The 25,449-nt window shown below is 71.6% G+C and carries 22 protein-coding genes; 6 read left to right on the top strand and 16 right to left on the bottom strand.

What is annotated here, in order from left to right:
• Nucleotides 1-236 precede the first annotated feature (236 nt).
• Together WME73_RS03535 and WME73_RS03530 are read right to left on the bottom strand one after the other, a co-directional pair.
• Complete coding sequence (locus WME73_RS03535; RefSeq protein WP_437914726.1) at nt 237-2,432, bottom strand: ABC transporter permease subunit/CPBP intramembrane protease; 2,196 nt, start codon at nt 2,430-2,432, stop codon at nt 237-239.
• A 6-nt stretch (nt 2,433-2,438) separates the two neighbouring features.
• Nucleotides 2,439-3,224, bottom strand: coding sequence for an ABC transporter ATP-binding protein (locus tag WME73_RS03530; RefSeq protein WP_437744153.1), 786 nt, complete (start codon nt 3,222-3,224; stop codon nt 2,439-2,441).
• 200 nt (nt 3,225-3,424) lie between these two features.
• Here WME73_RS03530 and WME73_RS03525 point away from each other — a divergent pair, with 200 nt between their 5' ends.
• The 4 genes from WME73_RS03525 (at nt 3,425) to WME73_RS03510 (ending at nt 7,990) form a co-directional block, all read left to right on the top strand.
• The gene (locus tag WME73_RS03525; protein ID WP_157907469.1) at nt 3,425-3,649 is read left to right on the top strand and encodes a hypothetical protein; all 225 of its coding nucleotides are present in this window, start codon (nt 3,425-3,427) and stop codon (nt 3,647-3,649) included.
• Nucleotides 3,650-3,731: 82 nt separating this feature from the next.
• Nucleotides 3,732-4,952, top strand: coding sequence for a hypothetical protein (locus WME73_RS03520; protein ID WP_437914725.1), 1,221 nt, complete (start codon nt 3,732-3,734; stop codon nt 4,950-4,952).
• A gap of 253 nt (nt 4,953-5,205) precedes the next feature.
• Entirely contained in the window at nt 5,206-6,033 is an 828-nt protein-coding gene (gene thiD / locus WME73_RS03515) for a bifunctional hydroxymethylpyrimidine kinase/phosphomethylpyrimidine kinase (protein ID WP_437864407.1), read from the top strand.
• Between the two features lie 271 nt (nt 6,034-6,304).
• Nucleotides 6,305-7,990 (top strand): protein kinase domain-containing protein, encoded by a 1,686-nt coding sequence (locus tag WME73_RS03510; RefSeq protein WP_437914724.1) that lies wholly within the window; start codon nt 6,305-6,307, stop codon nt 7,988-7,990.
• A 185-nt stretch (nt 7,991-8,175) separates the two neighbouring features.
• On the opposite strand, the gene WME73_RS03505 is transcribed toward WME73_RS03510, so the two are convergent.
• From WME73_RS03505 to WME73_RS03470, 8 genes are all read right to left on the bottom strand, one after another.
• Nucleotides 8,176-8,757 carry a hypothetical protein gene (locus WME73_RS03505; protein WP_437914723.1) on the bottom strand — a complete coding sequence of 194 codons (582 nt, stop codon included), beginning with the start codon at nt 8,755-8,757 and terminating at the stop codon, nt 8,176-8,178.
• A 398-nt stretch (nt 8,758-9,155) separates the two neighbouring features.
• The gene (locus tag WME73_RS03500; RefSeq protein WP_437744149.1) at nt 9,156-9,728 is read right to left on the bottom strand and encodes a hypothetical protein; all 573 of its coding nucleotides are present in this window, start codon (nt 9,726-9,728) and stop codon (nt 9,156-9,158) included.
• A 326-nt stretch (nt 9,729-10,054) separates the two neighbouring features.
• Entirely contained in the window at nt 10,055-11,389 is a 1,335-nt protein-coding gene (locus tag WME73_RS03495) for a tolB protein (RefSeq protein WP_437914722.1), read from the bottom strand.
• Nucleotides 11,380-12,240, bottom strand: a complete 861-nt coding sequence (locus tag WME73_RS03490; RefSeq protein ID WP_437864343.1) for a TonB C-terminal domain-containing protein — start codon at nt 12,238-12,240, stop codon at nt 11,380-11,382. Before WME73_RS03490 ends, WME73_RS03495 begins: the two co-directional genes overlap by 10 nt.
• Nucleotides 12,237-12,734 carry a biopolymer transporter ExbD gene (locus WME73_RS03485; RefSeq protein WP_437914721.1) on the bottom strand — a complete coding sequence of 166 codons (498 nt, stop codon included), beginning with the start codon at nt 12,732-12,734 and terminating at the stop codon, nt 12,237-12,239. Before WME73_RS03485 ends, WME73_RS03490 begins: the two co-directional genes overlap by 4 nt.
• A 21-nt stretch (nt 12,735-12,755) precedes the next feature.
• Nucleotides 12,756-13,496, bottom strand: a complete 741-nt coding sequence (locus WME73_RS03480; RefSeq protein WP_437744145.1) for a MotA/TolQ/ExbB proton channel family protein — start codon at nt 13,494-13,496, stop codon at nt 12,756-12,758.
• Between the two features lie 150 nt (nt 13,497-13,646).
• Entirely contained in the window at nt 13,647-14,195 is a 549-nt protein-coding gene (locus WME73_RS03475) for an OmpA family protein (protein ID WP_437744144.1), read from the bottom strand.
• Between the two features lie 175 nt (nt 14,196-14,370).
• Complete coding sequence (locus tag WME73_RS03470; protein ID WP_437744143.1) at nt 14,371-15,186, bottom strand: hypothetical protein; 816 nt, start codon at nt 15,184-15,186, stop codon at nt 14,371-14,373.
• Nucleotides 15,187-15,800: 614 nt separating this feature from the next.
• On the opposite strand from WME73_RS03470, the gene WME73_RS03465 reads away from it, so the two are divergent.
• Nucleotides 15,801-16,235 (top strand): DUF6918 family protein, encoded by a 435-nt coding sequence (locus tag WME73_RS03465; protein WP_437549462.1) that lies wholly within the window; start codon nt 15,801-15,803, stop codon nt 16,233-16,235.
• A 103-nt stretch (nt 16,236-16,338) separates the two neighbouring features.
• Here WME73_RS03465 and WME73_RS03460 read toward each other — a convergent pair whose 3' ends face one another.
• The 3 genes from WME73_RS03460 to WME73_RS03450 form a co-directional block, all read right to left on the bottom strand.
• Entirely contained in the window at nt 16,339-17,655 is a 1,317-nt protein-coding gene (locus WME73_RS03460) for a hypothetical protein (RefSeq protein WP_437549461.1), read from the bottom strand.
• Between the two features lie 10 nt (nt 17,656-17,665).
• Entirely contained in the window at nt 17,666-19,753 is a 2,088-nt protein-coding gene (gene fusA, locus WME73_RS03455) for an elongation factor G (RefSeq protein ID WP_437744142.1), read from the bottom strand.
• Between the two features lie 176 nt (nt 19,754-19,929).
• Nucleotides 19,930-20,397: a Tudor-knot domain-containing protein gene (locus tag WME73_RS03450; protein WP_437549458.1), complete on the bottom strand. Its 468-nt coding sequence runs from the start codon at nt 20,395-20,397 to the stop codon at nt 19,930-19,932.
• Nucleotides 20,398-20,637: 240 nt separating this feature from the next.
• Between WME73_RS03450 and WME73_RS03445 the strand changes: the two genes are divergently transcribed.
• Nucleotides 20,638-21,138: a YchJ family protein gene (locus tag WME73_RS03445; RefSeq protein WP_437297724.1), complete on the top strand. Its 501-nt coding sequence runs from the start codon at nt 20,638-20,640 to the stop codon at nt 21,136-21,138.
• 83 nt (nt 21,139-21,221) lie between these two features.
• On the opposite strand, the gene WME73_RS03440 is transcribed toward WME73_RS03445, so the two are convergent.
• The 3 genes from WME73_RS03440 to WME73_RS03430 all read right to left on the bottom strand — a co-directional run bounded on the left by WME73_RS03440 (nt 21,222) and on the right by WME73_RS03430 (nt 25,101).
• Nucleotides 21,222-22,463, bottom strand: a complete 1,242-nt coding sequence (locus WME73_RS03440; RefSeq protein WP_437744141.1) for a patatin-like phospholipase family protein — start codon at nt 22,461-22,463, stop codon at nt 21,222-21,224.
• Nucleotides 22,460-23,335, bottom strand: coding sequence for a CPBP family intramembrane glutamic endopeptidase (locus tag WME73_RS03435; RefSeq protein WP_437914720.1), 876 nt, complete (start codon nt 23,333-23,335; stop codon nt 22,460-22,462). The genes WME73_RS03440 and WME73_RS03435 overlap by 4 nt, the downstream gene beginning before the upstream one ends.
• 83 nt (nt 23,336-23,418) lie before the next feature.
• Nucleotides 23,419-25,101, bottom strand: coding sequence for an L-aspartate oxidase (locus WME73_RS03430; RefSeq protein ID WP_437914719.1), 1,683 nt, complete (start codon nt 25,099-25,101; stop codon nt 23,419-23,421).
• Nucleotides 25,102-25,449 lie beyond the last annotated feature (348 nt).

Genomic DNA, 25,449 nt, shown 5'->3' with positions numbered 1-25,449 from the left:
GGGCAGGCGCTCCGCCGGGGGCCGGCGCCGCGAGACGGCCGGGCGCGGTTCCTCCGCGCTCCGCGAGCGTAGGACCGCCGTGAGAGCAGGACAGCGCCGAGGTCATCGCCGCCGCAGCGAGCCCCAGAAGAAAGCGTGCGTGCACATCGATGTCCGTACCGCCGCGAGCGGCCGGCGCAAGGTGCGCGATTCCCCTCCACGCGCTCTCGCCCACACCGCTGCCGCGTTCGCCAGCCTCAGCCCTGTGCCGCGCTGCTTCCGCCGGCCGCTCCCCCGCGACGCTCGCGCTCGTCCATCTTCGCCTTCGCTTCCGGTTCCGGTTCCGGTTCCGGCGCGCTCGGCGCCGAGAACCGGAGCAGGAGCAGCCCGGCCAGCGAGACGACCATCCCCGCGAACGTCACGCTCCAGGGCAGGAGCTCGCCTTCGAGGAGGCCTTGCGCCCATGACGGCTTGAAATAGAGGAGCGACACCGCGAGCCCGTTGTTCAGGGCGTGAAGCAGCGCCCCGGGCAAAACGGAGCCGGTGCGGTGGCGCGCGTAGCCGAGCGCCAGCCCGAGCGAGAACGTCGGCAAGAGCCGGTACACCGACCCGTGCGCGAGCCCGAAGAGGAGCGCCGATACGCCGATCGCCACCGCGGGCCCGGCGCGGCGCAGGCCTGCGTAGACGAGGCCGCGGAACAGGAGCTCCTCGCAGACGGCCGGCGTGACGGCGACGAGCAGCAGGACGACCGGGTACGGCTGCCCGCCGAGCAGCACGAGCTCACCCAGCTCACGGGCGAAGGGCTCCGGCGCGGGGAACCACCGGAGGACGGTGCCGCCGATCGCGGCCCACGCCGCGACCCCGAGGAGCAGCGCCCCGGCGAGGCCCCGGACCGAGGCCGGCCTGAGGCCGAGCGTCGCCCGCGGCGAGTAACCGAAGCCGGCGACCAGCGCGAGGGTCGGGACCAGGAAGAAGCCGACCTGCGAGACCGCGAGCTGGACCGCCACGCTGGTGCGGGCGATGAGCAGGCTGCCATAGAAGAAGAGCACCTGGACGCCCGCGAACGCCGCCAGCGAGAAGCCCGCCGAGGGCGCCCCGCCGGCCCGGCGCCCCAGGCCGAGCACGGCGCGCGCCGGCTCGTGCCCCCCGAGGAGCACGCTCTCGCGCTCGAAGACGCGCGCGGCGAAGAGGAGCGCGAGGCAGGCATAGAGCGCCGAGGAGACGAGCGCCGTGAAGAGGAGATCGGCCGGCGCCTCTCCGACGAACAGCGCCTTGATCAGCACCGCGATGTTGAGGACCGGGGCGTAGGCCGTCCACGGGTTGAGCTCGACCACCGGCAGGGCCGTGATGCCGGCGAGCAGCGAGAGCGGCAGGTACGCCGGCATGAGCGCGTTCTGACCGTCCTTGAAGTCCTTCGCGAACACGGCGAGCGCGAGGAAAAGCGCCGAGAACAGGAGCGTGACCGGCACGAGCAGCACGAACGTCAGCGCGAAGGTGCCGGGGCCGACGACCATCGCGTCGGGCAGCAACCGGCTCACCGTGAGCGACATGCTCACCACGTTGCCGAGCGCCGTGAGCAGCGAGATGACCCACACGGCCAGGAACTTGCCCGAGATGATCTCGATGGGCCGCACGGGCGCGCACAGCAGCGTCTGCATCGTGCCGCGCTCCTTCTCGCCCGCCGTCAGATCGATCGCCGGGAGGAAGCTGCCGAGGAGCGACATCAGGATCAGCAGCATCGGCATCATCGCGCCGAGGATCTGGCCGACCTTGCGGCTGTCCGCCGCGACGTCGCGCGGCACGACGTCGAACGCGCGCGAGAACCCCTCGGGCAGGCCGCGCTCCGCCTCGCGATCCGCGACGATGGCCCTGCGGGCGCGCTGCAGCGCGCCCTCGAGGCGCGCCTCTGCCGTGGCCGAGTCCGCGCGGACCGAGTCGAAATAGATCGCGACGGCGCCCTTCCCGCCGCGCCCGAGCTCGGCCCCCATCGATGGCCACGGCACGAGCACCGCGTCGACCTTGCGCTCGCTCACGGCGGCGCGCGCCGCGGCGAGCACGGGGTTCTCCGGCTCGATCCACCTCGCCGGCTCGGCCTCGGGGGGCGCCGCCTCGCCGTCGTCCGGCGCGGGCGCCGGCCCCGCCGGCGGCGCGAGCGCCCCGGAGAGGAGCCCCTCGCGCACGTCGGGGGGCGCGCCGGCCCACGGCGCGAGCTCGATCTTGCCCGCCGCGGAGAGCCTCGCCTGCAGGCCCTCGGCGAGCTCTCCCCAGACCGCGATCCTCGACGGGCGCGCCTCGCGCGCGGCCGCCTCGACGCCGACGAGCTTGCTCATCGCGAGCGCGAAGAGCGGATAGAGGAGGAGCGGGACCACGACGAGGCGCACGAGCGTGCGCCGATCCCGGAGCGACTCGACGAGCTCCTTGCGGAGGATCGTCCAGACGATGGCGAGCCTCACGGCGCGTCAGCCCCCTGGCGCGGGCGCGCCGGCGCGCTCGGGCGTGTCGCGCGCCGCGCTCGGGCGGCTCCGCTCCACGTGGTGGAGGAAGGCGTCGGTCAGGTTCGTGGTGCCGGACCGCCCGAGGAGCTCGGGCAGGGCGCCGGCGTCGACGACGCGCCCCTCGTGCATGAGGGCGATGCGGTCGCAGAGGTACTCGGCCTCGCTCATGATGTGCGTCGAGAAGAGGATCGCCCTGCCCGCGGCGCGCTCCCGCCGGATCGACGCGACGATGAAGCGGCCGCTGAGGATGTCGAGCGCGGTCGTCGGCTCGTCGAGGATGAGCACCTCCGGCTCGTGGAGGAACGCGCGCGCGATGTTGGCGCGCTGCTTCTGCCCCGTGGAGAGCGTGCCGCACGGCCGCGAGGCGAACGCGTCCATCTCCAGGTCGGCCACGAGCGCGTCGATCCGGCGCGAGAGCGCCGCCTCTTCCATGCCGTACAGCCGACCGAAGTAGCGGAGCACCTCGCGGGGCGTGAGCCGCTGGTAGAGCTGCGTGTCCCCGGAGAGAAAGCCGAGGCGCTGCTTCGCCTCGAGCGGCCTCGCGGCCAGATCGACGCCGCCGACCAGGATCTGCCCCTGGTCCGGCGACAGGATGCCGGCGAGCATCCGCAAGGTCGTCGTCTTGCCCGCGCCGTTCGGCCCGAGCAGCCCGACGACCTCCCCGGCGTACACGGCGAGATCGACCCCGTCCACGGCCGTGACGCCGCCGTACCGCTTCACCAGACGCTCGGCGTACAGGGCGGGGCGCATGCAATCGTCTCCTAGTTCGGTCCGCGGCGCGGCGCAAAGCGCCCGTCGGACGGACCCGCACGCAGCGCGTGCCGCGGCGCGCCGCCCCTCCGCTCGCGCCGCCCGGTCGCCTCCGTCGAGGCGGCGTCGCGGCGCCGCCCCCTCGACGTCCGCCGCGGGCCCTCTAGACTACGCTGACGTCCATGCCAACGAGCCCGTCGATGCCCTATCGCGACCGTACGACGCCCGAGCCGGTCCAGTGCCCCTGCGGACATGGTCGCGATCATTACATGGTGAGCGCCGAGGCGGAGTACCGCGTCCTCGGGTACATCCAGCTCGCGTTCGGGATCTCGGCCCGGCCGACGAAGGTGAAGTACAGGTGCCGGCGCTGCGACACGGTCTTCGCGACGACGAAGGATCCCGCGGTCCTCGACAAGCATTACTGACGCCGAGGCCTCCAGCGCGATCAGGCACCTCCCCCTGCCGTGGTCGCCTCGCTCGGCGCGCCCTGTGGCATACTCGTCGCCGATGCGGCAACGGCTCTTCGCGATATCGCTCGTGATGCTCGGCGCGGCGGCCCTCCCGGCCGGCTTCCTGGCAGTCGCCTGCTCACCGGCGGAGCGCTCGTTCGGCGACAGCGGCGGCGGCGGGACCGGCGGCGCGTCGCCGACCGGCAGCGGCGGCGCGTCGCCGACCGGCAGCGGCGGCGCGTCGCCGACCGGCAGCGGCGGCGCGTCGCCGGCTGGCAGCGGGACCGGCGGCGGCGTGAGCGCCGGCGAAGGCGGGGGAGGAGGAACGGGCGCAGCTGGCGGAGGGGACACGCAACCATTGCCCCCGGAGGTCGTCGCCACGGGCCTCGACGACCCGTACTCGATCGCGGTCGACGACCAGAGCGTCTTCATCCTCTCCACCTCCACGCTGCTGCGTTGTCCCCTGGCAGGCTGCCCGGCTCCGGTGGTCCTCGCCGAGGGGCTCGGGCCTCCCTCGGGCGCCGCCATCGCCTCTCCATACCTCATCGCGGTGGATCCGAATTTCGTGCACTGGCTGAGCTCCCCGAACGACGGAGGGTCGCGCCGTTACTACAGATGCCCAGCGGCCGGTTGCTTCGGCAAGTCGCCGGTGGAAGTGTTGGAGTCCATCGTGGGCAACCTGAACCAGATCGAGGTGAGCGATGACGGCGTGGCGCGCATCTCGGACAAGTTCGATGTCCTCGAGTGCGACAACGGCCAATGCCAGCGGATCCGCTGCGTGAGCGCGGACGGGATCCGCTCGTTCGTCATGGATGGGACGACCGTGTACTGGGCCCACGCCACCGATCCAGGAGGCGTCTATTTCTGCGATCCCGGCAATGCCGACGGCGCGATCCAGCTCCACGCCGAGCACGGCGTCGTCATGGCGATCCACGACGGGATTCATTACGTGATGAACGCGGTCAAGAATACCATTTTCGCGTGCAAGAAGACCGGGTGCGGCGGCAGCCCGACGACCTTCGTCGAGGGCGAGCCGTCATTGACCAGCATGGCTGTCGGCCCCACAGGCGTGTACTGGACCGCTCTCGGCATGGGCATGAGCGCAGACGGCGTCGTCAAGATGTGTCCGCTGGACGGCTGCGGCGGCGGCCCTCGGGTCATCGCCTCGAACCAGGCGCGACCGACGAGCGTCCGCCTCCGGAACGGCTTCGTCTACTGGTCCAACCGCGGCTTGCCCGGGAGCCCGATGTCGGGTGAGATCGTGCGCGCTGGCCTCTGACGCACGGCCGGGATCGCGGCGCGGGCGCCTCCGCTCGCGGCGGCGAGCAGAGCGCTCGACCTGCCGCCGGCCCGACCTCCGTGGCCGGCGGCCCTCTCGCGCCGCCAGCAAGAAGCCCTCGCCACTCGCTGCATTTCAGGACACCCTGCGCGCTCGCCATGCGCGCCTCTCGCAGCTCGCTCCCCGCTCTCCCAGCGCACCTGCCGCGCGGGGGCCGACCGGCCTCCGCAACTGCCCGCCGCCGGAGCGCGCCATGAAAGGACGCGTCCTCATCGTCGCCGGCTCCGACTCGGGCGGCGGCGCAGGAATCCAGGCCGATCTGAAGGCGGTCACCGCGCTCGACGCGTTCGGCGCGACGGCGATCACCGCGCTCACCGCCCAGAACACCCGCGGCGTCGACGCCGTGTTCCCGGTGCCGCCCGACTTCATCGGTCGCCAGATGGAGGTCGTGCTCGACGACATCGGCGCGGACGCCATCAAGACCGGGATGCTCCACTCGGCCGAGGTCATCGACGAGGTCGCGCGCGTCTACGAGCGCCTCGGCCGCGGCGCGCCGCTCGTGGTGGACCCGGTGATGGTCGCCAAGGGCGGCGCCCGGCTGCTGAAGTCCGACGCGGAGGGCGCCCTGCGCGCCCGGCTCCTGCCGCTCGCGGCGCTGCTCACGCCGAACATCCCCGAGGCCGAGGCGCTGACCGGCGTGGTCATCGACAGCGTGGACGCCATGCGCAGCGCCGCAGCGCGGCTGCTCGCCATGGGTCCGCGCGCCGTGCTGCTGAAGGGGGGCCACCTCCCGGGCGCGACGGTCGTCGACGTCCTCCGGGTCGCGCCGGGGCCCGGCGCCTCCGGGCTGCCGGAGGGCGAGCAGCTGTTCGAGGACGCGCGCATCGAGACGCGCGCGACCCACGGCACGGGCTGCACGCTCGCCTCGGCCATCGCCGCTGGTCTCGCCCAAGGCCTCGCCCTCGTCCCGGCGATCGGGCGCGCGCGGCGCTACCTCCGCGAGGCGATGCGCTCCGCGCCGGGGCTCGGCCAGGGCCACGGGCCGCTGAACCACGCCCACACGGCGCGGCCGTTCCCCTGAACAGCGCGGCGCGCCGCGCGCGTCTGTGGACGGCCGCGACGACCACGGCGGCCCCGCGCCGCGGGCCCCGCACGGCGGCCTGGCTGCTCTGCGAAGGAGCGGCGGGGCGGTCCCGTAGGGCGCCGAACGGGCCGCGTGCAGCGCTTGTGCAACGACTCGTTGCGCCCGGCGCTCGAATGGACGACCCTGCGCGCAGTCCGTATCGGCGTCCCGGCGCGTCTCCTTCGGCGCCGTCGCGGAGCTCTTCCTCACCCTTCGTGCGCCCGTGGCCGTGACCAAAGATCCCCTCCCTCCCATCGACGTCGGAACGGTCATCAACGACCGCTACGAGGTCCTGAAGAGCATCGGCAAAGGCGGCATGGGCGAGGTGTTCTTGGCCTTCGACCGCCTGACCCAGCAACAGGTGGCGCTCAAGGTGGTGCCCGAGGCCTCCGCCATGCCCGGCGACGACGAGGCGCTGCGGCAGGAGGTGATCCTCGCGCAGAAGGCCCGCCACCCGAACGTCTGCCGCGTGCACGACCTCGCCCCGAGCCCGTGGGGGCCCATCCTCGTGATGGAGTACATCCCCGGGCAGACGCTCCACAACCACATCCGCAAGCGCAAGACGTCGGGCGGGTTCAGCGCCGACGAGTTCCGAAAGATCTCGACCGACGTCTGCGCGGGGCTCGCCGCGATCCACCAGCAGGGGCTCGTGCACGGCGATCTGAAGCCCGGCAACGTGATGGTCGCCGACGATCGGGCGGTCATCCTCGACTTCGGCTTCGCGAAGGAGCGCGCCCGCGCCGCCGTGCGCAAGCCGGGGGCGCCTCCGGACGGCGGCACGCCTCACTACATGTCGCCGGAGCGGCTGCGCAGCGGCGGCGCGAGCCCGGAGGACGACGTCTACGCGGCGGCGCTGACGCTCTGGGAGATGTGGACCTGCCGCGTCCCCGAGCCCGGCTACAAGCCGCGGCTCAAGACGATGAAGCAGCAGATCACGTTCGACGTGCCCGCCGCGCTGACGAACGACGAGATCAGGCAGATCTTCCGCGCGCTGAACCCGGATCCGCAGATGCGCCCGCAGGCGCGGCACATGCGGTTCTTCAACCCGACGCAGACCGCGACCGCGCCGATCCAGCTGCCGCGCGAGCGCATCGATCCCGGCCCCGCGCCTGGGCGAGCCATCAAGACGCAGTTCACGCCGGGCGCGCAGTCGCTGCTCATCACGTACGCCACGAACGCGCCCGACAGCGTCACCACCCTGTTCCCGCTGCAGAAGCCGGTGCTCTCCATCGGCCGCCGCAGCGATCAGGACCTCGTCCTCGCCGAGGCGACCGTCTCCGGGTCACACGCGCTCCTCCGCTGGCAGACGGGCTCCTGGCTGGTCGAGGATCTCAACAGCACGAACGGCACCTACGCGGACTTCCCCTTCGAGCGCAAAGCGCAGGTCTCGCTGCTCCATGGGGCCGAGGTGCAGCTCGGCGAGTGCCGTCTCATGGTGGTCACGTTCGGGCCCGACTCGCCGCACCACGACAAGGCGAAGCGTTACCTCGCCCGGCGCGACGGCCTCACGGGGCTGCTCGTGCGCGAGCACCTGATGAAGGCGATCGACGAGGATGGCTTCTTCGCCGAGTGGGGCGAGGTGCCGATGCAGATCGCGCGCTTCGAGCTCCGCGGCCAGAACGGCCTCGTGAGCTTGCGACCGACGATCCTCGAGATGCTCGCGCTGCGCAAGGCCGCGCTTCAGGTCGTCGATTTGACCCAGACGTTGCTGCTCAGCCTGACGCCGGCCTCGGCCGGGCGCACCGGCCCGCTCACGTTCGTCGTCTCCATCGTGGGTCCCAACCTGGACGAGGCTCAGCACGTGGTCGAGCAGGTCGTCGCGCAGGTGCAGGGCACGCTCCCCGAGACGCTCGAGCTGACCGCCACGCTCGTGAAGTGCGAGCCTGGCCGCCCCGCGCGCACGCTGATCGACTGAGGCAGACCGCCGGGGCGTTGCTCGACCGTCGCTCAACCACCGGACGGTGGCTCGAGCGCGTGTTCCGTCACGAAGACACGGAGCCCATCACCAGGCGCACCGCGCCGGCAGCACGCCGCGCAGCGCCTGCACCCTGCGATCGCTCCTGCGCAACGGGGCCGCTCCCAGGCCGGAGCAGCAAGCGGCTACTGGACGGCGAGCGGCTGCTGGGCGGTGAGCGGCTGCTGGGACGGCCCGCTGCAGGCCTCGCCAGGAGCGGCGGCACGATCGAGCACCACCTCGCCGGCCGACTTCCGGACGTCGATCTCGCCCTGCCAGACGAGCTCTGCGCTGCCCTGAGCGTCGACGACGTCGCGCAGCAGCCGCACGTAGACCTTGCGCTGGGCGACCTCGGGGATCGCCACCGCAAAGTCGAACGCGCAGACCGAATCACACCTCGGATTCGCCGCATCGGGCTCGTCCCGCTCGGTGATCTCGTAGATGCTGTCGATCCTGTCGACGTGCATCGCGCGCTGGCCGCAACAGTTCAGCAGGAGCCGGCTGTCCGCGATCTTCAGGGCGCCGCTGGAGTGGTCATAGCGCCAGCGCAGGACCTCGGCCCCGCAGTAGCTCCCCTCCCCCTCGGAGGCGAGCCGCCGCTCCGGCTCCACGAACCCGCCGGCCTCGCTCACGAGCCCCACCTGCGCGGGCTCCGCCTCCAGGCACGCGCTCAGAGCAAGCAGCGACCCCACCGTTGCAAGCGCTCCACAGACCCCCATGTACTTCATGCCCCGATTTCCTTGGCTGTCCCGCGACACTGTCAAAATACGCCCAAAAGGCAAAGAACCAGGGCCTCTAGAAACGCGCTTCACGTGTCCGCTACTTGCGCCTAGGGATTCAGCTGCAAGCCAACGTACATAAGGTGCGCACATGCGCCGCACCCCGGAGCAGCTGCACGCACATTCGAGTGTGATTTACGGGTTTCTGGAAACCTTGTCCAGGCGAAAGTGGCAGAGTTAGCCCGATTCTCTGACCATCAACGTCATGGTCGACCAAGCTCCTCCATCATCCTCCACCATCCCACCCCATGACGCGCCGTCATGCGCGCCGGGACATTCACGAGCTCCCCCTGCCGACCGCGGACGCGAGGTGCTGCGGAGCGATCCGGGGGCGTGTGCTCAGCGCCTCATCGCGCGGCGACCGTCTTGCTGCGCTGGCGCGGGGAGCCCTTCGCCTGGCAGCCGGCTTCCGCGGGGGTTTCGTCGAGGACGACCGCGCCGGCGGAGACCCCCAGATCGAGGGAGCCGCTCCAGATCACGGCCGGGCCGCCCTGCTGATCGACGACGTCGCGCAGCAGCTTCACGTAGACCTCGCCCTGCGGGACGCCGCGCACGCCGACGGACAGATCGAAGGCGCACTGGTCGCTGCAGCGACCTCCGGCGCCGTCCGGCGCGTCCTGCTCGGTGACCTCGAAGAGGCTGTCGATCCTCTCGACGTGGATCGCGCGCTTCCCGCAGCAATCGAGCATCAAACGGGCATCGGCAAGGCGGAGCGTCGCCGCCGGCTCATCGTACTGCCAGCGCAGCACCTCGGCGCTGCAGTAACCCCCGTCCTCTGCCGCGGCGAGCCGGTGCTCCGGGTTCCTGAACCCCCCCTGCTCGCTGATCCTCGCCTCCTGAACCGCCGCCACCTGGCTGCAGCCACCGGCACAGAAGGCCCAGACGATCGCGATGGCGGTCCAGATACGGCTCGACACCATGCACTTCTCCATTTCCTCTTGGCTGGCTGGCCAGGGCGGTTCGTCCCAATTTCGGTGCAATTTTCCAGCCAACTCTCCCCCTGAGCAGTCCGGAGGCTAACCGCGACCGACGCGGTGGGCCAAGGAAGCGGGGGCTGCTAACGCGCTCTCCCTTCATCGTCGTCGCTCGCAGCAGCGGCGCGGGAGGGCGCGCAGGAACTACCCACGTCAGACGTGCCGGGACGTAAAAAGTTGTCGGAGAGAGAACGCCTGGCTCAGCCACGATGCGGGCGGCCCTCGATCGGACACACACCGGATGTCCGGGCCGTGCCCCGCGGCTCGCCCCGTCAGTTCTTCGCTTCGACGGCCTTGCCGGGCGGAAGAGGATCCCAGCGCAGCGAGTCCCCGAGGAGGTTCGAGATGCGCTTCGGGCGCTGTCCGTCGACGCGCATGACGTAGAGCCCTGGCCCCTCGCCGGAGGTGCGCGTGGAGAAGAACGCCACGAGCCGCCCGTCGGGACTGCAGGCCGGGTACCCGTTCCTGCCCTGATTCTGGGTCAACCGTACGAGGCCGCCGCCCGTCTCCCCCGAGGCGACGAGGTCGGTGTTCTTTCCCACGCCGACGGCATAGACGGCCTTCACGCCGTCGGGGTGGTTGCAGAACGTGGGCGCCGAGGCGAAGAGCCCGTCCGGGGAGATCGCCTTGCCACCGACGTAGATGCGCTGTCCGTACCTGCCCTCGCCGGAGAAGGCGAGCTTGCCGGTCGGCGTGAACACCGGGTGGAGCGCCATCCCCACCTCGGACGCCGGCTTGATGCTCTGGAGATCGGGCCCGGAGAACAGCTTGATCGTCGACCCCACCCCGATGCTGAGGGCGACCTGGGCGCGATCCTTCGAGAACGCGATCCCGTAGACCGAGCCCTTCACGGGCAGCGGGAGCGGGCCGCCGGCGGGCGTGAAGACCTTGTACTCGTCGCCCTTCACGCTCGCCGCGTAGTGGAGCTGCTCGTTCTTCCCGAACGCAGGGGCGATGGCGGTCTGGTCGGGCGGCGAGACGGCCCTGGCGTCATGGCCGTCGGCGTCGATCGTGAAGACACGCCGCAGCGAGCCCGAGCCCGAGGCGAACGTCATGTGGCTGGCGAAACCGCCGTTCTGGCCGGTGAGGGCGCCGATCAGCTGGTCGGCCACCCGGTGCGACTCGAAGCGCACGTCGCGGAGGGGCACGATGAACTTCTTGTCGAACACCGGGGCCTGCCCGCGGTTCACCAGGAACGCCTGGCCGACGAGCTCGACCTTGTCACCGGCGACCTTCTTGCCGCTCACGCTCACGACCGCCTCGACCCCCTTCGCGGACCACGCCTTCACGTCCACGGGGCTGTCGGAGAGGTACAGTCCGTCGGGCGCGGCGCTGTCGGGCAGCACCTCGAACTCGCCGCACAGCTCGAGGTCGCGCCGGACCACGCTGTGGATCGTCACGTCCTCGGGATCCGAGACGAGCGACGGCAGGACGCCGATCTTCGGGAGCGGGCGCGTCGCGCCGGCCACGACCGTGATGTGGCCGAGCAGCTCGTCCGGGTTGGGCGGCGCCGCCGAGGAGGCCGGCGCCTGCGCAGGAGCAGGGGGAGCAGCGAGCGCGGCGGCGGCGAGCGCCAGGGCGCCGAGGGCATATCGAGCTAGTCGCATGTGGTCTCTCTACAGACGAACGTGACGCTGACCTGCTTCTGCCCGAGGTTGGGATAATTCTCGGGCGGCGGCGGCAGCGCCTGCCCCTTCGCCGCCTCGAGGGTCGCCTGCGCGGCCGCGTCGAAGGCGGGATTCCCGCTCGGCGTCAGCGTGTAGCTCACCATCTGCCCGTCGGACAGGACGATGACCGCGCGCGGCTTGTGCTTCGTGAGCTCCTCCGGCGGGAGCCCCGAGCCGTTCACGCGGAACCTGCTCGAGAACCAGCCCGCGATGCGGGCCAGGTACAGATCCACCGCGCGCGCCTTGAGGGGATCGGTCTCGGTCCCCTCCTTCACGCCGTCCTCGTGGCCCTCCTGGTCGACGTTGGCGGCCGGGGCGGCGTCGGTCTTCGGATCGAGCTCGGTGTCGACCTGCTTCGCGATCTCGGCGTCGGGCGGCGGCGGCGCGGTGCCCGCGTCCGCGATCTTGACCTCCGGGGGCGGGATGTCCGCCTCGGTCTTGCCCGCGCTCGGCGACACGAACGCCTTCTGCTCGACGCGCGGCTTGGGCGTCTGGCGCACCCACCGGTCGGGCAGCTTCATCTTGTCGCGCTTGCCGCCCAGCTTGAGCAGCGGCGTGTCCATGTCGAGCACCGGCACGACCTTCACCGGGACGCTCGGCCCCTTGTCGATCTCGGGCGCCGCAGCGGGCACGGCGAGATCGGCCAGGCTGACCGCGACGGCGGCCCCCGCCTGCACGGCCATCGCCACCGCGACGGCGAGCGCGATGTCCCGCGGGCGGAAGTCGCTCGCCGGCCGACGCTGCCCCGGCGGCGTCCTCGGTCCGGGCGCGCGCGCCGCAGCCGTGCTCACGGCGCGGCACCTCCGGGCCGCGGCGCGGCTCCCCCGGGTCGCGGCGCCGTTCCCCCGGGCGGCGGCGGCGCGCCCTCCGGCTCGATCTCTGGCTGGACGAGGAGGTTCAGCCCCTCGACCCCGGCGGCCCGGGCGGCGGCGACGACCCGCGCCACGGCGCCGTAGCGGGCGTCCTTGTCGGCGCGGATGTAGAGCTCCTTCTCCTTCTGCACGCGCCCGTTCGAGGCGAGCACGGCCTCGATGTCGGCGGTCGCGTCGTCCTCGCCGAAGAGGATCTTCTCTTCCTTCGTGACGGTCACGACGAGCTTCGTGTCCTTCGTCGGCGCCTCCTCGGCGGAGACGTTGGGCAGCTCGACCCGGAGCCCGGCCGTGAGCAGCGGGGCCGTGACCATGAACACAACGAGGAGCACGAGCATCACGTCCACGAGCGGCGTGACGTTGATGTCGCTGAACCCGCCGCCGCCGCGCCGCCTGCGCCCTCCACCGACCGACATGCCCATGATCGGCCCCGCCCCTCAGCCCTTCGGCATCACCGGCGTGGGCCGGTCGCTCGACCGCTGGAGCGCGAGCGGGATGGACTCCTGCATCCCCCGCGCGGAGAGCGACGCGATCTCCACCCAGCCCTCGCTCGCGGCCTCGAGCGCGGAGAGCAGGTCGTCGATGCGCTTGTTGATCCCGTTGTAGGCGATGACCGCGGGGATCGCGGCGAACAGCCCGATCGCGGTCGCGATGAGCGCCTCGCCGATGGCCGGGGCGACGACGGGCAGCGACGCGCTCTTCTGCTGACCGATGCGGAGGAACGCGTCCATGATCCCGTAGACCGTGCCGAACAGGCCGATGAACGGCGACGCCGCCGCGATCGACGAGAGCGTCGGCATGAGCGCGCTCGCGCGCTGCGTCTCGGTCACGATCGCCCGCTTCGCGATCGAGTCGAGGAGCCGGCTCGTCCCGACGCGGCGGCTCAGCTCCATCACGACGCGGGCGCCGGGCGCGTCCGCGTGCCGCTGCGCGAGCGCGAACAGCTGATCGGGCGAGTGGGCGTGCGCCGACTCCTGCTCGAACCGCGCCTGCTGCGAGGCGAGCCGCGCGAGCTGGAGGACCTTGAGGACGGCGATCACCCAGACGAGGATCGCGGCGAAGATCAGCAGCCAGACGACCAGGAAGACCGGACCGGAGGCGTGGAGGACCAGGGAGACGGGATCGAGCTTGATCGGGACCGCCGTCGCCGGCTCGGGGGCGCTTTGCAGGAAGGCCATTTCGATCTCTTCAGGTCAGGGAGTCGGCTCGTCAGGGTTCCGCGCGCGCGGCCCCGTTCAGTGGAGTTTGCGGCCGCGGCCCCCTCTCTCGCCTGGAAGCGCGGCCGTGGCCCTCTTCAAGTTCGCCCAGCGCCGCAAGCGGCGCGGCGCTCAGTCCGCGAGCAGGATGTCGACCTTCCGGTCGCGCGCCCAGCCCTCTTCGTCCGTGCCGGTCGCCTCGAACTCGCCCTTCGACGAGGTCGCGATGCGGCCCTGCTCGAGGCCCTTCTTGCCGAGGTACTCCGCGACGCTGCCGGCGCGCTTCTGGCCGAGGCCCAGGTTGTACTCCGTCTCCCCCCGGGGGTCGGCGTGGCCGATGAGCTTCATCCCCTTGCCCTTGAGCGGACCCGAGACGAAGCAGCGCGCGAGCGCGTCGAGCGCGCCCGCGGCCTCGCCCTCGATCGACGTCGAGTCGAACGCGAAGCGGGCGGTCGGTAGATCGCCGCAGGCCTTGAGGATCTTGTCGTCGATGCGGATCGATCCGCTCGTCGGCTTCGCGGTGTCCTGCTTCGGGGCAGGCGGGGCGGCGGTCTTCGCCACCGGAGGGGGCGCGACGTCGCTGGCGACATTCGCCGGCGGCTGCGGATCGGAGCCGCAGCCGGCCGCGAAGGCGGCAAGGGGCGCCGAGACCACGAGGATCAACGCAGGCAGGTTTGTCATGGGCATGCCGTTACCACGCCGGGAGGCGCGTTGCAGCATTTTGAGCGCCCGCCGGCGAGCCGGCGCGCCTGGATGACAGGCATTCCGTTAAAGTGCCGCGATGCATCGCCCGCTCCTGGCGCGGGAATATTTTGGGCACCAACGGTTGGCTCGTCGCGCGCCCCCTCGACGCTGGCTATTCCTCGCTGGTGTCCGCCTGGCGCTGCGTCTCCGCAGCCGCCGGGGCCGGGGGGTCGGCGACGGCTGCAGCCATCGCGTCGGTGAGCGACATCGGCGCCTGAGGTCGCGACACCTCCTCGGACGCGAGCGAAGGCGACGGCTGACGCTCAGGCCGGGCGCGGGCCCCCGGAGCGGCGGGCGGACGCACACCCGCCCCGGAGGCCTCGCGCGCGCCCGCCTCCGGTGCGGCGCGCGGCTGCGGCGCCGTGGCGGGCTCGGCGGCGCTGGCCTCGTCCTCGTCGGCCGCTCGCGCGCGCGCGTCGAGCCCGCGCAGCGCCGTCCTCCCGGGGCCGGACGCCTCGAGCGGCACGCGCACCTCGCGCGCGATCTCCCCGGCCCGGGACACGCCGCGCTGCGCTGCAGGCGGCACGTCATCCCGCGGCGCACGCGACATCCGGCCGGCGATCAGCGTGAGCCCGACAGCGATCACCAGGGCGCCGGCCACGGTCGCCGCCGCGAGGATGCGCACGCGGGCTCGTGATCGCGCCCGCGAGGGCACCGCGACGGGCACGAGCGCGTCGTGGACGCGCATCACGTCGCTCACGCTCGGCGCATCGAGCACGACCGGCGCCGTACCCGCGAACGCGCTCGAGGCGGTCGCCGCGGTCGACTCCACGCCCCGGATCGCCTGTGGCGTCGTCAGGCCCACCGCCGCCGGAGCGACCGGGCCGCTGCCCGGCGCGACCGAGCCCGCCGCCGACGCGCTCGACGTCGTCGTCGCGGCGGGAAGCGTCGCGATGAACGACTTCAGCGCGAGCGACCGGAGATCCATGATCGTCGGGTCATCGTCGCTCCGTGGCACCGAGGGCGCGCTCGATCGCCGGAGCGGCGGAGGAGGCCGGCTCGATCGCCGGCCGGCGCCTCCCGCCGGGGGCGCTGCCGCACCCCTCCCGTGCGCACGGAGCATCGCACCGCCGCAGACGCTGCACTCGAGCGCAGCCCCGCCGCGCGCGTCGCTCGACACCGTGGTGACGATTCCGCAGATTTCGCAGGTAACGTCCATGAGCCCCCCGCAGGCCTCGCGACACGACAACGGCGAGCGCCCGCCACGCCAGATTGTGATTCAAATTACATCTTGAGTATGGCGCGCGAGGGGCGGCCATGCATGCGGTCTCCGCGCGGCATTTCCGAGAATCGAGCGCGTGACGGCGTTGCGGTGCCATCCCGGACGGTCGACATCGGACGAGAGCCGTCCTGGACCGATGGTTTCCCGGGTGGGCGCTTGCGATGCCGGCCTTCGGGCCGCTGTGGTAAGAGCCGCGCTTCGATGTGGTCGGGAGCGGACCACCGGTCCGCTCGACGTGGTCGCGGCTCCCTGCCGGGGGTCACGCTGACATGGGTCCGGGGGCCGCGACCGGCCTCCGAAGCGCCCGGAGGAGTTCGAGAATGGGTCTCAGCGAAACGCTGCTCGATGCGAACAAGAAATCCAAGGTCGTCGCCGACTGTTGCACGCTGGTCGACGAGGAGGTGGCTTCGAAGAGCGGACTCTCCGGCCTGGCGGTCAAGGCCGGCTACGCGGCCGTGAAGGGCATCAAGCCCGGCTTCATCCAGCAGGTGGTCGAGAAGCTCCTGCCCGAGTTCGCCAAGAAGCTCGATCCCATCTGGACCGAGGCCGCGAGCAGCGGCAACCCGAGCTCCTTCTTCACGTCGAACCGCTCGCGGATCGCCGACGCGCTCCTCAGCATCACCGACGAGAAGGCGAAGTCGTCGTCGAGCGGCGTGGTGCGCGGCACCTACGAGAAGCTGCGCGGCTCAGCGAAGAAGAACGTGGAGGAGGCCGTTCCGCGCCTCGCCCAGCTCATCCAGAAGCACTCAGCCTGAGCGGCTCGGCGCAGCAGGCCCGCTTCGCGCCGGCCTGCTGCGCGCCGCAGCGAGGCGCCCCCGCGGCCGCGTGCGCGGCGGAGGGCGCCCGAGCGATCGGCTCTCAGCCAGGCTCGCCGAAGCTGCGCGCGAAGAGGTCGCGGATCGCGTCGCGGCCGGCGTCGTTGAGATCCTGCGTGCCGATGCCGGCGAAGTTCTCGCAGGTGATGCTCGGCTGCCGCGCCATCTCCCAGGCCGAGCCGCTCCAGCGGAACCAGCCGCGCTTCTCCTGATCGTAGACGAACAGCTGCTTCTTCCAGAGGCGCGCGAGCTCCGCGCCCCAGCCGGTGCCGCCGCGCACGGTGCCGTCCTCCTGGAGCGTGCCCACGACGAAGACCTGGCTGGCCGCGTTGATCTGGTGCCAGATCGTCTGGAGGATGTTGCGCACGAGCGGGATCTCGCTCAGCACGCGGCCGAGGCGCCGCGACACGTAGACGAGGCTGAAGTCGCCCTTGCGCAGCTCGTCGTCCCCCAGCACGACCACGCCGCGCTGGCGCTCGAGGAGCCGGTGGCCCTCGAAGCTGTAGTTCAGCTCCTGCACCCCGTACCGCTCGGCGCACGCCCCGAACTCGGCCTCGGCCCCCTTGGCGCCGCCCGAGTGCACGCGGAAGGTCCGCGGGTCCTTCGGCCGCTCCGAGGGGGGCCGCACGTCCTCGTCGATGACGCGCATCGAGTGGGGATCGAGCCGCAGGTGGAGATCGGCGAGATCCTTGTTGCCGTGGTCCTTCAGCAGCCGCAGGCGAACCACGTCGCGCTCCGGCTGCAGGTAGACGACCACGTTGAGGTGCCGCTCGACCTTCTGGAGCGCGGCAGGCAGCTTGCCGGGAGGGCCCGCCTCGTCGACCTGGGCCGCGACCCAGACCTCGGCGGAGCGCTCCTTCGCGAGCCGCCCGAGCGCCTCCATCGCCTGCTCCGACGCGACCGCCACGTCGAAGCCGTCGACGATGATCACGTCGGGCTCGAAGTGGGCGACGCCGCGCGCGAACGCCACCGTCTCGAGCATCTTCTCGACCCACAGGCGCGCCGCCTCTTCGGGCGCGTCGGCCGACGCCTTCACGTGGCCGAGGTGCGAGTAGATCTGCCGGTGCCGCTCGACCTCGAGCCGGACGGCCTCCGGCTCCTCGAGCCGCATCGACTGCGCGAGATCGTGAAAGATCTCGTCGTAGTACGCGCGGACGTGATCGACCGCGTTCTCGTGCGAGATGTGGAGGACCCGGCGATCCCGCAGCAGATCGTCGAGCGCGATCTGCACGAGCAACGCCGTCTTGCCCACGCCGGGCCGGGAGACGATGACGCCGACGTTGCCGCGACCCAGCCCGCCGTGCATCGACCCCTCGAAGACCCGCATGGGGCTCCGCTCGTTTACCTCTTTGCGGTACATGCCGACCCCCTCACTTGGCCTTCTTCGCCTGCTCTTCCCGGTATTTCTTGATGAGCTCCTCACCAAGCGCCGCCGGAAGAGGAGCATAGCGCGAGAACTCCATCGTGAACTCGGCTTTGCCCTGGGTGGCGGAGCGGAGGACGGTCGAGAAGCCGAACATGTCGGAGAGCGGCACCTCCGCCTCGACGCGGCAGAAGCCGTCTGCCTCGGTCGAACCGACGATGATGCCGCGCCGCTGCATGAGGATGCCGACGATGCCGCCCTGGTACTCGCTCGGCCCCTCGCAGGCGACCTTCATCAGCGGCTCCAGGATCTGCGGGCCGGCCTTGGGGTACGTCTCGCGCCAGGCGCCGCGCGCGGCCTCCTGGAAGGCGATGTCGGACGAGTCGACCGCGTGGGCCGCGCCGTCGTTCAGCGTGACCGACACGCCCGTGACGGGCGCGCCGATGAGCTGTCCCTTGGCGAGCATCGACACGAAGCCCTTCTCGACCGCCGGGATGAACTCGCGCGGGATCGCGCCGCCGACGACCTGATCGTCGAACCGGAACGGCGCCTCCGTCCACGGCTCGATGAAGCCGCCGACCTTGCCGTACTGACCGGAGCCGCCGGTCTGCTTCTTGTGCGTGTAGTTGAAGTCGACGCGGCGCGTGATCGTCTCGCGGTACGCGACGCGCGGCGGGCTCGTGACGACCTCGGCCGCGTACTCGCGCTTCATGCGCTCGATGTAGACGTCCAGGTGGAGCTCACCCATGCCCTGGATGATCGTCTCGCCGCTCTCCGGATCCGCCCCGACGCGGAAGGTCGGGTCCTCCTTGGTGAAGCGGCGCAGCGCCTTCGACATGTTCGCCTGGGCCTTGTTGTCCTTGGGCGTCACGGTGAGCGAGATGACCGGGTCGGGCACGTGCATCGACGTCATCGCGACGCTCAGGGTCCCGTCCGTGAAGGTGTCCCCGGAGTTGCAGTCGATGCCGAACATCGCGACGATGTCGCCCGCGCCCGCGGAGTCGATGTCCTCCATCTCGTCCGCGTGCATGCGGACGAGCCGGCCGACCTTGTGGCGCTTGCCCGTGCGGGTGTTCGTGATCTCGCCGCCGCGGGCCAGGTTGCCCTGGTAGACCCGCAGGTACGTGAGCTGGCCGAAGCGGCCATCCTCGAGCTTGAACGCGAGCATCACGAGCGGCTTGTCCGAGTCGCTCGACAGGACGACCTCGGCCTCGTCCTTGTCGAGATCCACGGCCTTGTTCGTGATGTCGGCGGGCGTCGGTAGGTAGCGGGTCACGCCGTCGAGCAGGACCTGCACCGCCTTGTTCTTGTAGGCCGACCCCATCATCACCGGGACGATCTGGAGCTTCACGGTCGCCTCGCGGATCGCCGTCTGGAGGAGCTCCTCGGTGACGCGCTCCTCGAGGATCGCCTCCGTGAGCTCGTCGGAGTACATCGAGAGCGCGTCGAGCATCTCCTCGCGCGCCGTCTTCACCTCGTCGGCCATCTCGGCCGGGATCTCGCCGACGACGATCTTCTCGCCGTTCGCCCCCTCGAACCGGTAGGACTTCATCGCGATGAGGTCGACGACCCCCTCGAACTTGTCCTCGAGCCCGATCGGCAGCTGCAGCAGCACCGGGTTCAGGTTGAGCTTCTCGCGCAGCTGCGCGCGGACCCGCAGCGGGTTCGCGCCGGCGCGGTCGCACTTGTTCACGAACGCGATGCGCGGGACGCCGTAGCGGCGCATCTGGCGGTCGACCGTGAGCGACTGGCTCTGCACGCCGGCGACGGCGCAGAGGACCAGGATCGCACCGTCGAGCACGCGCATCGCGCGCTCGACCTCGATCGTGAAGTCCACGTGGCCGGGCGTGTCGATCACGTTGATCTGGTGCCCGTTCCAGAAGCAGTGCGTGGCCGCGGACTGGATGGTGATCCCGCGCTCGCGCTCGAGATCCATCGAGTCCATCTTCGCGCCGACGCCGTCCTTGCCCTTGACGTCGTGGATGGCGTGGATCCGCTTGGTGTAAAAGAGGATGCGCTCGGTCAGCGTTGTCTTGCCCGAATCGATGTGGGCGCTGATCCCGATATTGCGCAGCTTGGACAGTTCGCTGATCACAGAAGGCTCCCCGCCGCGCACCCGTGGGGGCGTGCCCGTGGAGGGCGTGCGGCACGCATCGAACGTCAGCCAGGCGGCGCACTCTTGCGATCGCCCAGTCAGAAATTCGGCGCGGCTCTTAATTCGGCCCCATGGACAGCGCCAGGGGGAAAATGATCGCGCGTGAACATTTCACGCTACTTGGCTTGAATCCTGGAAAGCCCGACCGTCTCGTCCCACTCGGATCCGTAGCCGTCGTAGTGGATGCGGTAGCGCTCTTGCCCCACGATGCCGGTGACGACCGCCGGGTACATCTGCCCGTGCCACTCGACGCGGACCCTGTCGCCGATCTTGTAGACGTTGGTCTGCGACGCCTGCAGCCCCTTGCTCCGGACCTTCGGCGGCGGCGGCGGGTGGACGACATTGCCCTCGACGAGGCCGCGGATCCGTTCACGAGGTACAACTTCGTCCCAGATGTCGTCGTATCCCTGGTAGTGGATCTTGAACTTCGTCGGACCCAGGACCTCGATGACCTCGGCCGGGTAGACGTTCCCTTCCCACGTCACGAGGACGTGATCGCCGATGGCGTATTGGCGCTTGCAGCCCCCCAGAACCAGGGCGAGGGCCAGGAGGAGGGCCGCGGCGTGAGCGCGCGCTGCGGGCATACTTCCCGCCCGCCTTACCGTCCTCGCCGGCGCCCCGCAAGAGGCTTCGCTCAGGGACGCGCGCGGGTCGGCGCTGGACGGCGCGACGGCGCCGGGCCACGCCACGCCATGCCGTGCCGGGCCGTCCTGCCGCAGGCCGCGCCATGCCGTGCCGGGCCGTCCTGCCGCACGCCCACCGCGCCCCATCTCGACGCCCCCCAGGGCGCTGCAACGGGGCACGAACCCGTGTAGAGAACGCCCATGACCCGAGATGTTCGTCCTGGTACGGGGACCCTCTCCCGCCCGTGCCCGTGCGGCTCGGGGCGCTCGTACCGCGAGTGCTGCGCCCCCTGCCATCTGGGCGATCGCGAGGCGCCCGACGCCGTGGCGCTGATGCGCTCGCGGTACGCCGCGTTCGCCGTCGGAGACACCGCCTACCTCTGGCGGACGCTGCACATGGGCCACATCGACCGCGGGCGCGACAGGGATCAGGTGCTCCGCGAGCTGAAGGTGACGATCCACCACCACCGGTACCGGGGCCTCCAGATCCTCGACAGCCTGCAGAGCGGTGACTCGGCGTCGGTGCTGTTCCTCGCCAAGATCTTCGAGGCAGGCGTCGATCGATCGTTCGTCGAGCTGTCCGATTTCCTCCACGACGGCGAGGGCTGGCGCTACCTCCACGGCGTCGCCATCCCGCGCGCCCGCATCAGCGTCCCGCCCGACGAGCTGACGATCGCCCGGTTCTCATCCCTCGCCAGCTGACCGGCCCTCGCCGGCCGAGCGGGCGCTCGGGCGGCCGATGCGCCCTGGGCCCGCTGACCAGGCCCTCGGGTGGGCGATGCGCCTCAGCCAGCCGACGGGCCCGACGCGCGGGCCTCGTGCCACCCCATCGCCTCGACCACGGCGCGGTTCTTGTCCATCCACACCGCGATGCGCTCGCGCGTCGTCCGGTAGGCGTACTCCAGGATGGCGCGCCGCGCGCGCAGGTTGGCAGGGTTGTGGAGGAACAGCAGCGCGTCGTTCCGCGCGGGCTCGAGCACGAGGACCTGCATCTTGCCCTCGGCGAGCGCGCGCCCCACCGCCTGGTGGAGCCGCGCGTGCGCCCCGATCCGCATCGCCTGGTTGAAGATCCAGAGCATGCCCTTGTCGCGCACGCTCTCGCGCACCCCGTGCCCTGTCGGGACGGGGCGGTGCGCGGTGGAGACGGGCACGAGCGGGCTCACGACGATCGTGAGGTCCACGCCGGCGGCCTGCGCGAGATCGAGGTGCGCCACGTGGCCCAGCCCGCCGTCGAGGTAGTGGCGGTGCTCGACGCGCACCGGCGAGAAGAACAGCGGGAGCGCGAGCGACGCCGCGCAGGCGAGCGACACCGGGACGTGGTCGAACCCCTCGGCGCCGAAGACGACGCGCTCGCCCGAGTCGAGGTCGTGCGCCGGGATGCGCAGCGTCCGCGGCATCGCGCGGAACGAGTTCGGGATGCCGCGCCTCAGGAAGAACTCGCCGAGGAACCGCTCGTAACGATCGAGCTGGAAGAGCCCCGCGGGGAGCGAGTCGTTGAAGCGATCGAGCTGCTCGAACAGGTACTGCTGCGCCGGCGCGTTCGGGGTCGCGTCGCCCCGGGTCGTGAGCCGGACGATCGCGTGGCGGAGCGCGACCAGGCTGGTGCTGAGCGCGCGCCGCCACTCGCCGACGTCGATGTGGAGGAGGTGGCTGCGCTCCAGCGGGAAGAAGTTGTCGACCGGATCGAGCAGGGCGCGGTAGAGCCGCTCGATCGGGATGCCGCCCGCCAGGGCCGCGGCCACCGCGGCGCCGCTGCCGTGCCCGAGGTAGAGCGAGAAGCTCTGGTTGTCGATCCCCTCGACGCCATCCTCGAGCGCCGCGAGCGCGCCGATCTGGTAGAGCGCGCCCGTCAGGCCGCCCCCGGGCAAGCAGAGGCTGACGCGCGCTCGCTTCGCCCCGGCGCGCGGAGCGGCGCGGCCCTGGCCGCTCGCGTCCACGGTCCCGGAGGAGCGGCCCTCGCCGTCCCCCGCTGCGATCTGCGCGGATCGGCTCTCGCCGCCGCCTTGGCTCCCGAACGACGGCATCATGAGAGGTCCTTTTCCCTCGCGCGGGCCGCCCCCTCGGCGCGACGGCCGAGGACGCAGGCGAGCGCGGTCAACACGAGCGCAGAGGCGGAGCTCACCGCCACGAGCCACACCGGGCTCGCCGCGGCGTCGGGCAGCGCGGCGCCGGCGGCCGAGGGCGCGCCGTCGGCGGCCCCCGTGCCCGCCGCGGAGAGGAGCGAGAAGCACTGGATGGCGTTGTAGGTGCCGTGGAGGAGGATGGACGGCAAGAGCGAGCCGCTCGCGACGCGGAGGACGCCGAGGGCCGCGCCGAAGATGCCGATCGGCAGGAACTTCTGCCACCCGACGTGGGCCACCGCGAAGAGCGCGGCCGTGATCGCGATCACGAGCGACGCGCGGTGCGTCCAGCGCAGCGGGCGGGCGAGCGCTCCCCGGAAGAAGACCTCCTCCAGCGCGGGGCCGAGCACGATGAAGATGAGGCCGAGCGCGGCCCGCTCGGGCGCGCTCGCGTCGACGAAGACCCGGACGAGCTCGGCGTCGTCGATCCCCGACGGCCAGCGCGCCTCGATCGCCGTGTAGAGCGCGGCGATGGGCCCCTCGAGCGCGAAGCCGAGCGCGATCGCCAGCGGATAGAACGCCACGTGCGTCCCGCGCACGCCGAGGAACTGCCGGATCGACGCGCGGGGCGCGTGCACCTGGAGCACGCCGAAGAGCCCGAGCAGGTACGCCGCGGCCTGGCACGCGAAGCTGCCGATGACGTCGAGCTCCGGCGCCGCCCGGAACGAGCCCGCGCCGTCGAGCGCCGGCTCCATCCGGAAGGAGGAGATCAGGCCGAGCAGGAACAGGAACAGCGCGGTGACGCCCACGGTCCAGCCGATGGCCCCGGGGATCGACATCGGTCGCTCCTCGCCGCCTCGCCGGACGAGCGGACCGGGCCCTCCGCCGCTCGGCGGAGGGTCGGGGGTGCCGTGCAGATCGCTCATCGACCTCGCAGATAAGGCAGGACGCCCCGCTTCACGACCGTGTCCGTGCCGAGGCGATCGTTCGTCTCGGGGTAGTCGATCGTCGTGTGCAGCCCCCGGCTCTCGTGCCGGGCGGAGGCGCAGCCGACGATGAGCTCGGCCACGGTGGAGATGTTGCGCAGCTCGAGCAGATCCCGGGTGACAAGGTGCTTCCAGTAGTACTCGCGGATCTCCTCCTGGAGCAGGGAGATCCGCCGGGCGGCGCGCCGGAGGCGGGCGTCGGACCGGACGATGCCGACGTAGTTCCACATGGTGCGGCGCAGCTCGTCCCAGTTGTGGGCGACGACGACCTCCTCGTCGCTGGCGACCGCGTTGCCGACCTGCCACTCGGGCACATCGGGGAACGCGCTCTGCCGGAGCTCGGCGATCTGGGTGCCGAGGCGCGCGGCCGCGCGGTGGCCGAAGACGAGCCCCTCGAGCAGCGAGTTCGAGGCGAGCCGGTTCGCGCCGTGCAGCCCCGTGCACGTGCACTCGCCGATCGCCCAGAGCCCGGGGATCGTCGTCCTGCCGTAGAGATCGGTGGTGATCCCGCCGCACATGTAGTGGGCGGCCGGCACGACGGGGATCGGCTGCGCGGTGATGTCGATGCCGTAGCGCAGGCACTGCGCGTGGATGGTCGGGAAGTGCTCGCGGACGAAGCTCGCGGGCCGGTGGGTGATGTCCAGCAGCACGTAGTCCGAGCCTGTCCGCTTCATCTCGAAGTCGATGGCCCGCGCCACGATGTCGCGCGGCGCGAGGTCCTTGCGCGGATCGTGGCTGGCCATGAAGGCCGTCCCGTCCGGCAGCCGGAGGATGGCGCCCTCGCCGCGCAGCGCCTCGCTCACGAGGAAGCTCTTCGCCTCCGGGTGGAACAGGCACGTCGGGTGGAACTGGTAGAACTCCATGTTCGCGATCTCGGCGCCTGCCCGGTAGGCCATGGCGACGCCGTCGCCCGTCGCGACGTCGGGGTTCGTCGTGTAGAGGTAGACCTTGCCTGCGCCGCCAGTCGCGAGCACGGTCGCCCGCGCGAGGTAGGTCTCGACGACGTGCGGCTTCGAGGCCGGCCGGTGCCGGGGCGCTGGCCGCTCCGAGTCGCGCGGCCGCGGCCTGCCCTGGTTCAGCGCGGCGTCGGTCTCGTCGAGCACGTAGGCGCCGGCGCAGATGTCCGGCCCCCCGAACCGGGAGAGCGGGATGAGGTCGATCGCCGTGTGGTGCTCGGCGAAGCGGATGTTCGGGTTCTGCCGGGCCTGCTCGAGGAGCGCGCGCTCGATCTCGAGGCCGGTCGCGTCGGCGGCGTGCACGATCCGCCGCGCGGAGTGCCCCCCCTCGCGCCCGAGGCGCACCTGGCCGTTCTCGTGATCGAACTGGGCGCCCCGCGCGATGAGCTCGCGCACCCGCTCGGGCCCCTCCCGCGCGCAGATCTCGACGACCACCTCGTGACAGAGGCCCGCCCCCGCCTCGAGTGTGTCGGCGATGTGCGCCTCGGGGGAGTCGTCCGGGGCGAAGACCGCGGCGATGCCGCCCTGGGCGTACTTCGTGTTGGATTCGTCACGCGCGCGCTTGGTGACGATGATCACCTCGCCGTGCTCGGCCGCCTCGAGCGCGAAGGTCAGCCCAGCCACACCGCTACCGATGACGAGGAAATCGGTCGTTATCGCCACGGCCAGCAGGGTAGCAGGAGCGGGGCGCACGGAGGTAGGCCGTGGTGCGCTTCCTGCGTGCGACGGCGCTGCGGCCGGGCGTTCGGGCGGGAGGCCGGTGTGGCCGGGGAGAGCCGAGCGCCGGCGTGAGCCTGCGCGAGGTGTGGGCGCGCGCACGGGCTGATCGCGCTCATGGCGGAGCGCCTCGGCCGTTGCCGACGCGCGCCGGGGCGCACGTCGCGCGCTCGGGCTCGCAGCGCGAGCTCATGAGCGCAGTCCATCCATCAGAAGCCGCGACTCGCGAAGGCGCGACTCGCGCAGCAACTCGCGAGATGCAGCGAGGATGCGAGAGATGCGGTGTTCTGGCAC

Origin of the sequence: Sorangium sp. So ce302 (assembly GCF_051530145.1) — a bacterium.
GTDB classification, from domain to species: domain Bacteria; phylum Myxococcota_A; class Polyangia; order Polyangiales; family Polyangiaceae; genus Sorangium; species Sorangium cellulosum_B.
The sequence above is the reverse complement of the archived record's forward strand: the minus strand, read 5'-3'. Positions and strand labels throughout refer to the sequence as shown.

Bases quoted from the DNA above. Each gene is read 5' to 3' on its own strand.
- WME73_RS03475 (WP_437744144.1), bottom strand. From the start codon at position 14,195: ATGACAAACCTGCCTGCGTTGATCCTCGTGGTCTCGGCGCCCCTTGCC.
- WME73_RS03500 (WP_437744149.1), bottom strand. From the start codon at position 9,728: ATGGTGTCGAGCCGTATCTGGACCGCCATCGCGATCGTCTGGGCCTTC.
- WME73_RS03530 (WP_437744153.1), bottom strand. From the start codon at position 3,224: ATGCGCCCCGCCCTGTACGCCGAGCGTCTGGTGAAGCGGTACGGCGGC.
- WME73_RS03525 (WP_157907469.1), top strand. From the start codon at position 3,425: ATGCCCTATCGCGACCGTACGACGCCCGAGCCGGTCCAGTGCCCCTGC.
- thiD (WP_437864407.1), top strand. From the start codon at position 5,206: ATGAAAGGACGCGTCCTCATCGTCGCCGGCTCCGACTCGGGCGGCGGC.
- WME73_RS03480 (WP_437744145.1), bottom strand. From the start codon at position 13,496: ATGGCCTTCCTGCAAAGCGCCCCCGAGCCGGCGACGGCGGTCCCGATC.
- WME73_RS03445 (WP_437297724.1), top strand. From the start codon at position 20,638: ATGACCCGAGATGTTCGTCCTGGTACGGGGACCCTCTCCCGCCCGTGC.
- WME73_RS03450 (WP_437549458.1), bottom strand. From the start codon at position 20,397: ATGCCCGCAGCGCGCGCTCACGCCGCGGCCCTCCTCCTGGCCCTCGCC.
- WME73_RS03460 (WP_437549461.1), bottom strand. From the start codon at position 17,655: ATGTACCGCAAAGAGGTAAACGAGCGGAGCCCCATGCGGGTCTTCGAG.
- WME73_RS03465 (WP_437549462.1), top strand. From the start codon at position 15,801: ATGGGTCTCAGCGAAACGCTGCTCGATGCGAACAAGAAATCCAAGGTC.
- WME73_RS03520 (WP_437914725.1), top strand. From the start codon at position 3,732: ATGCGGCAACGGCTCTTCGCGATATCGCTCGTGATGCTCGGCGCGGCG.
- WME73_RS03435 (WP_437914720.1), bottom strand. From the start codon at position 23,335: ATGTCGATCCCCGGGGCCATCGGCTGGACCGTGGGCGTCACCGCGCTG.
- WME73_RS03470 (WP_437744143.1), bottom strand. From the start codon at position 15,186: ATGGATCTCCGGTCGCTCGCGCTGAAGTCGTTCATCGCGACGCTTCCC.
- WME73_RS03505 (WP_437914723.1), bottom strand. From the start codon at position 8,757: ATGAAGTACATGGGGGTCTGTGGAGCGCTTGCAACGGTGGGGTCGCTG.
- WME73_RS03495 (WP_437914722.1), bottom strand. From the start codon at position 11,389: ATGCGACTAGCTCGATATGCCCTCGGCGCCCTGGCGCTCGCCGCCGCC.
- WME73_RS03440 (WP_437744141.1), bottom strand. From the start codon at position 22,463: ATGATGCCGTCGTTCGGGAGCCAAGGCGGCGGCGAGAGCCGATCCGCG.
- WME73_RS03485 (WP_437914721.1), bottom strand. From the start codon at position 12,734: ATGTCGGTCGGTGGAGGGCGCAGGCGGCGCGGCGGCGGCGGGTTCAGC.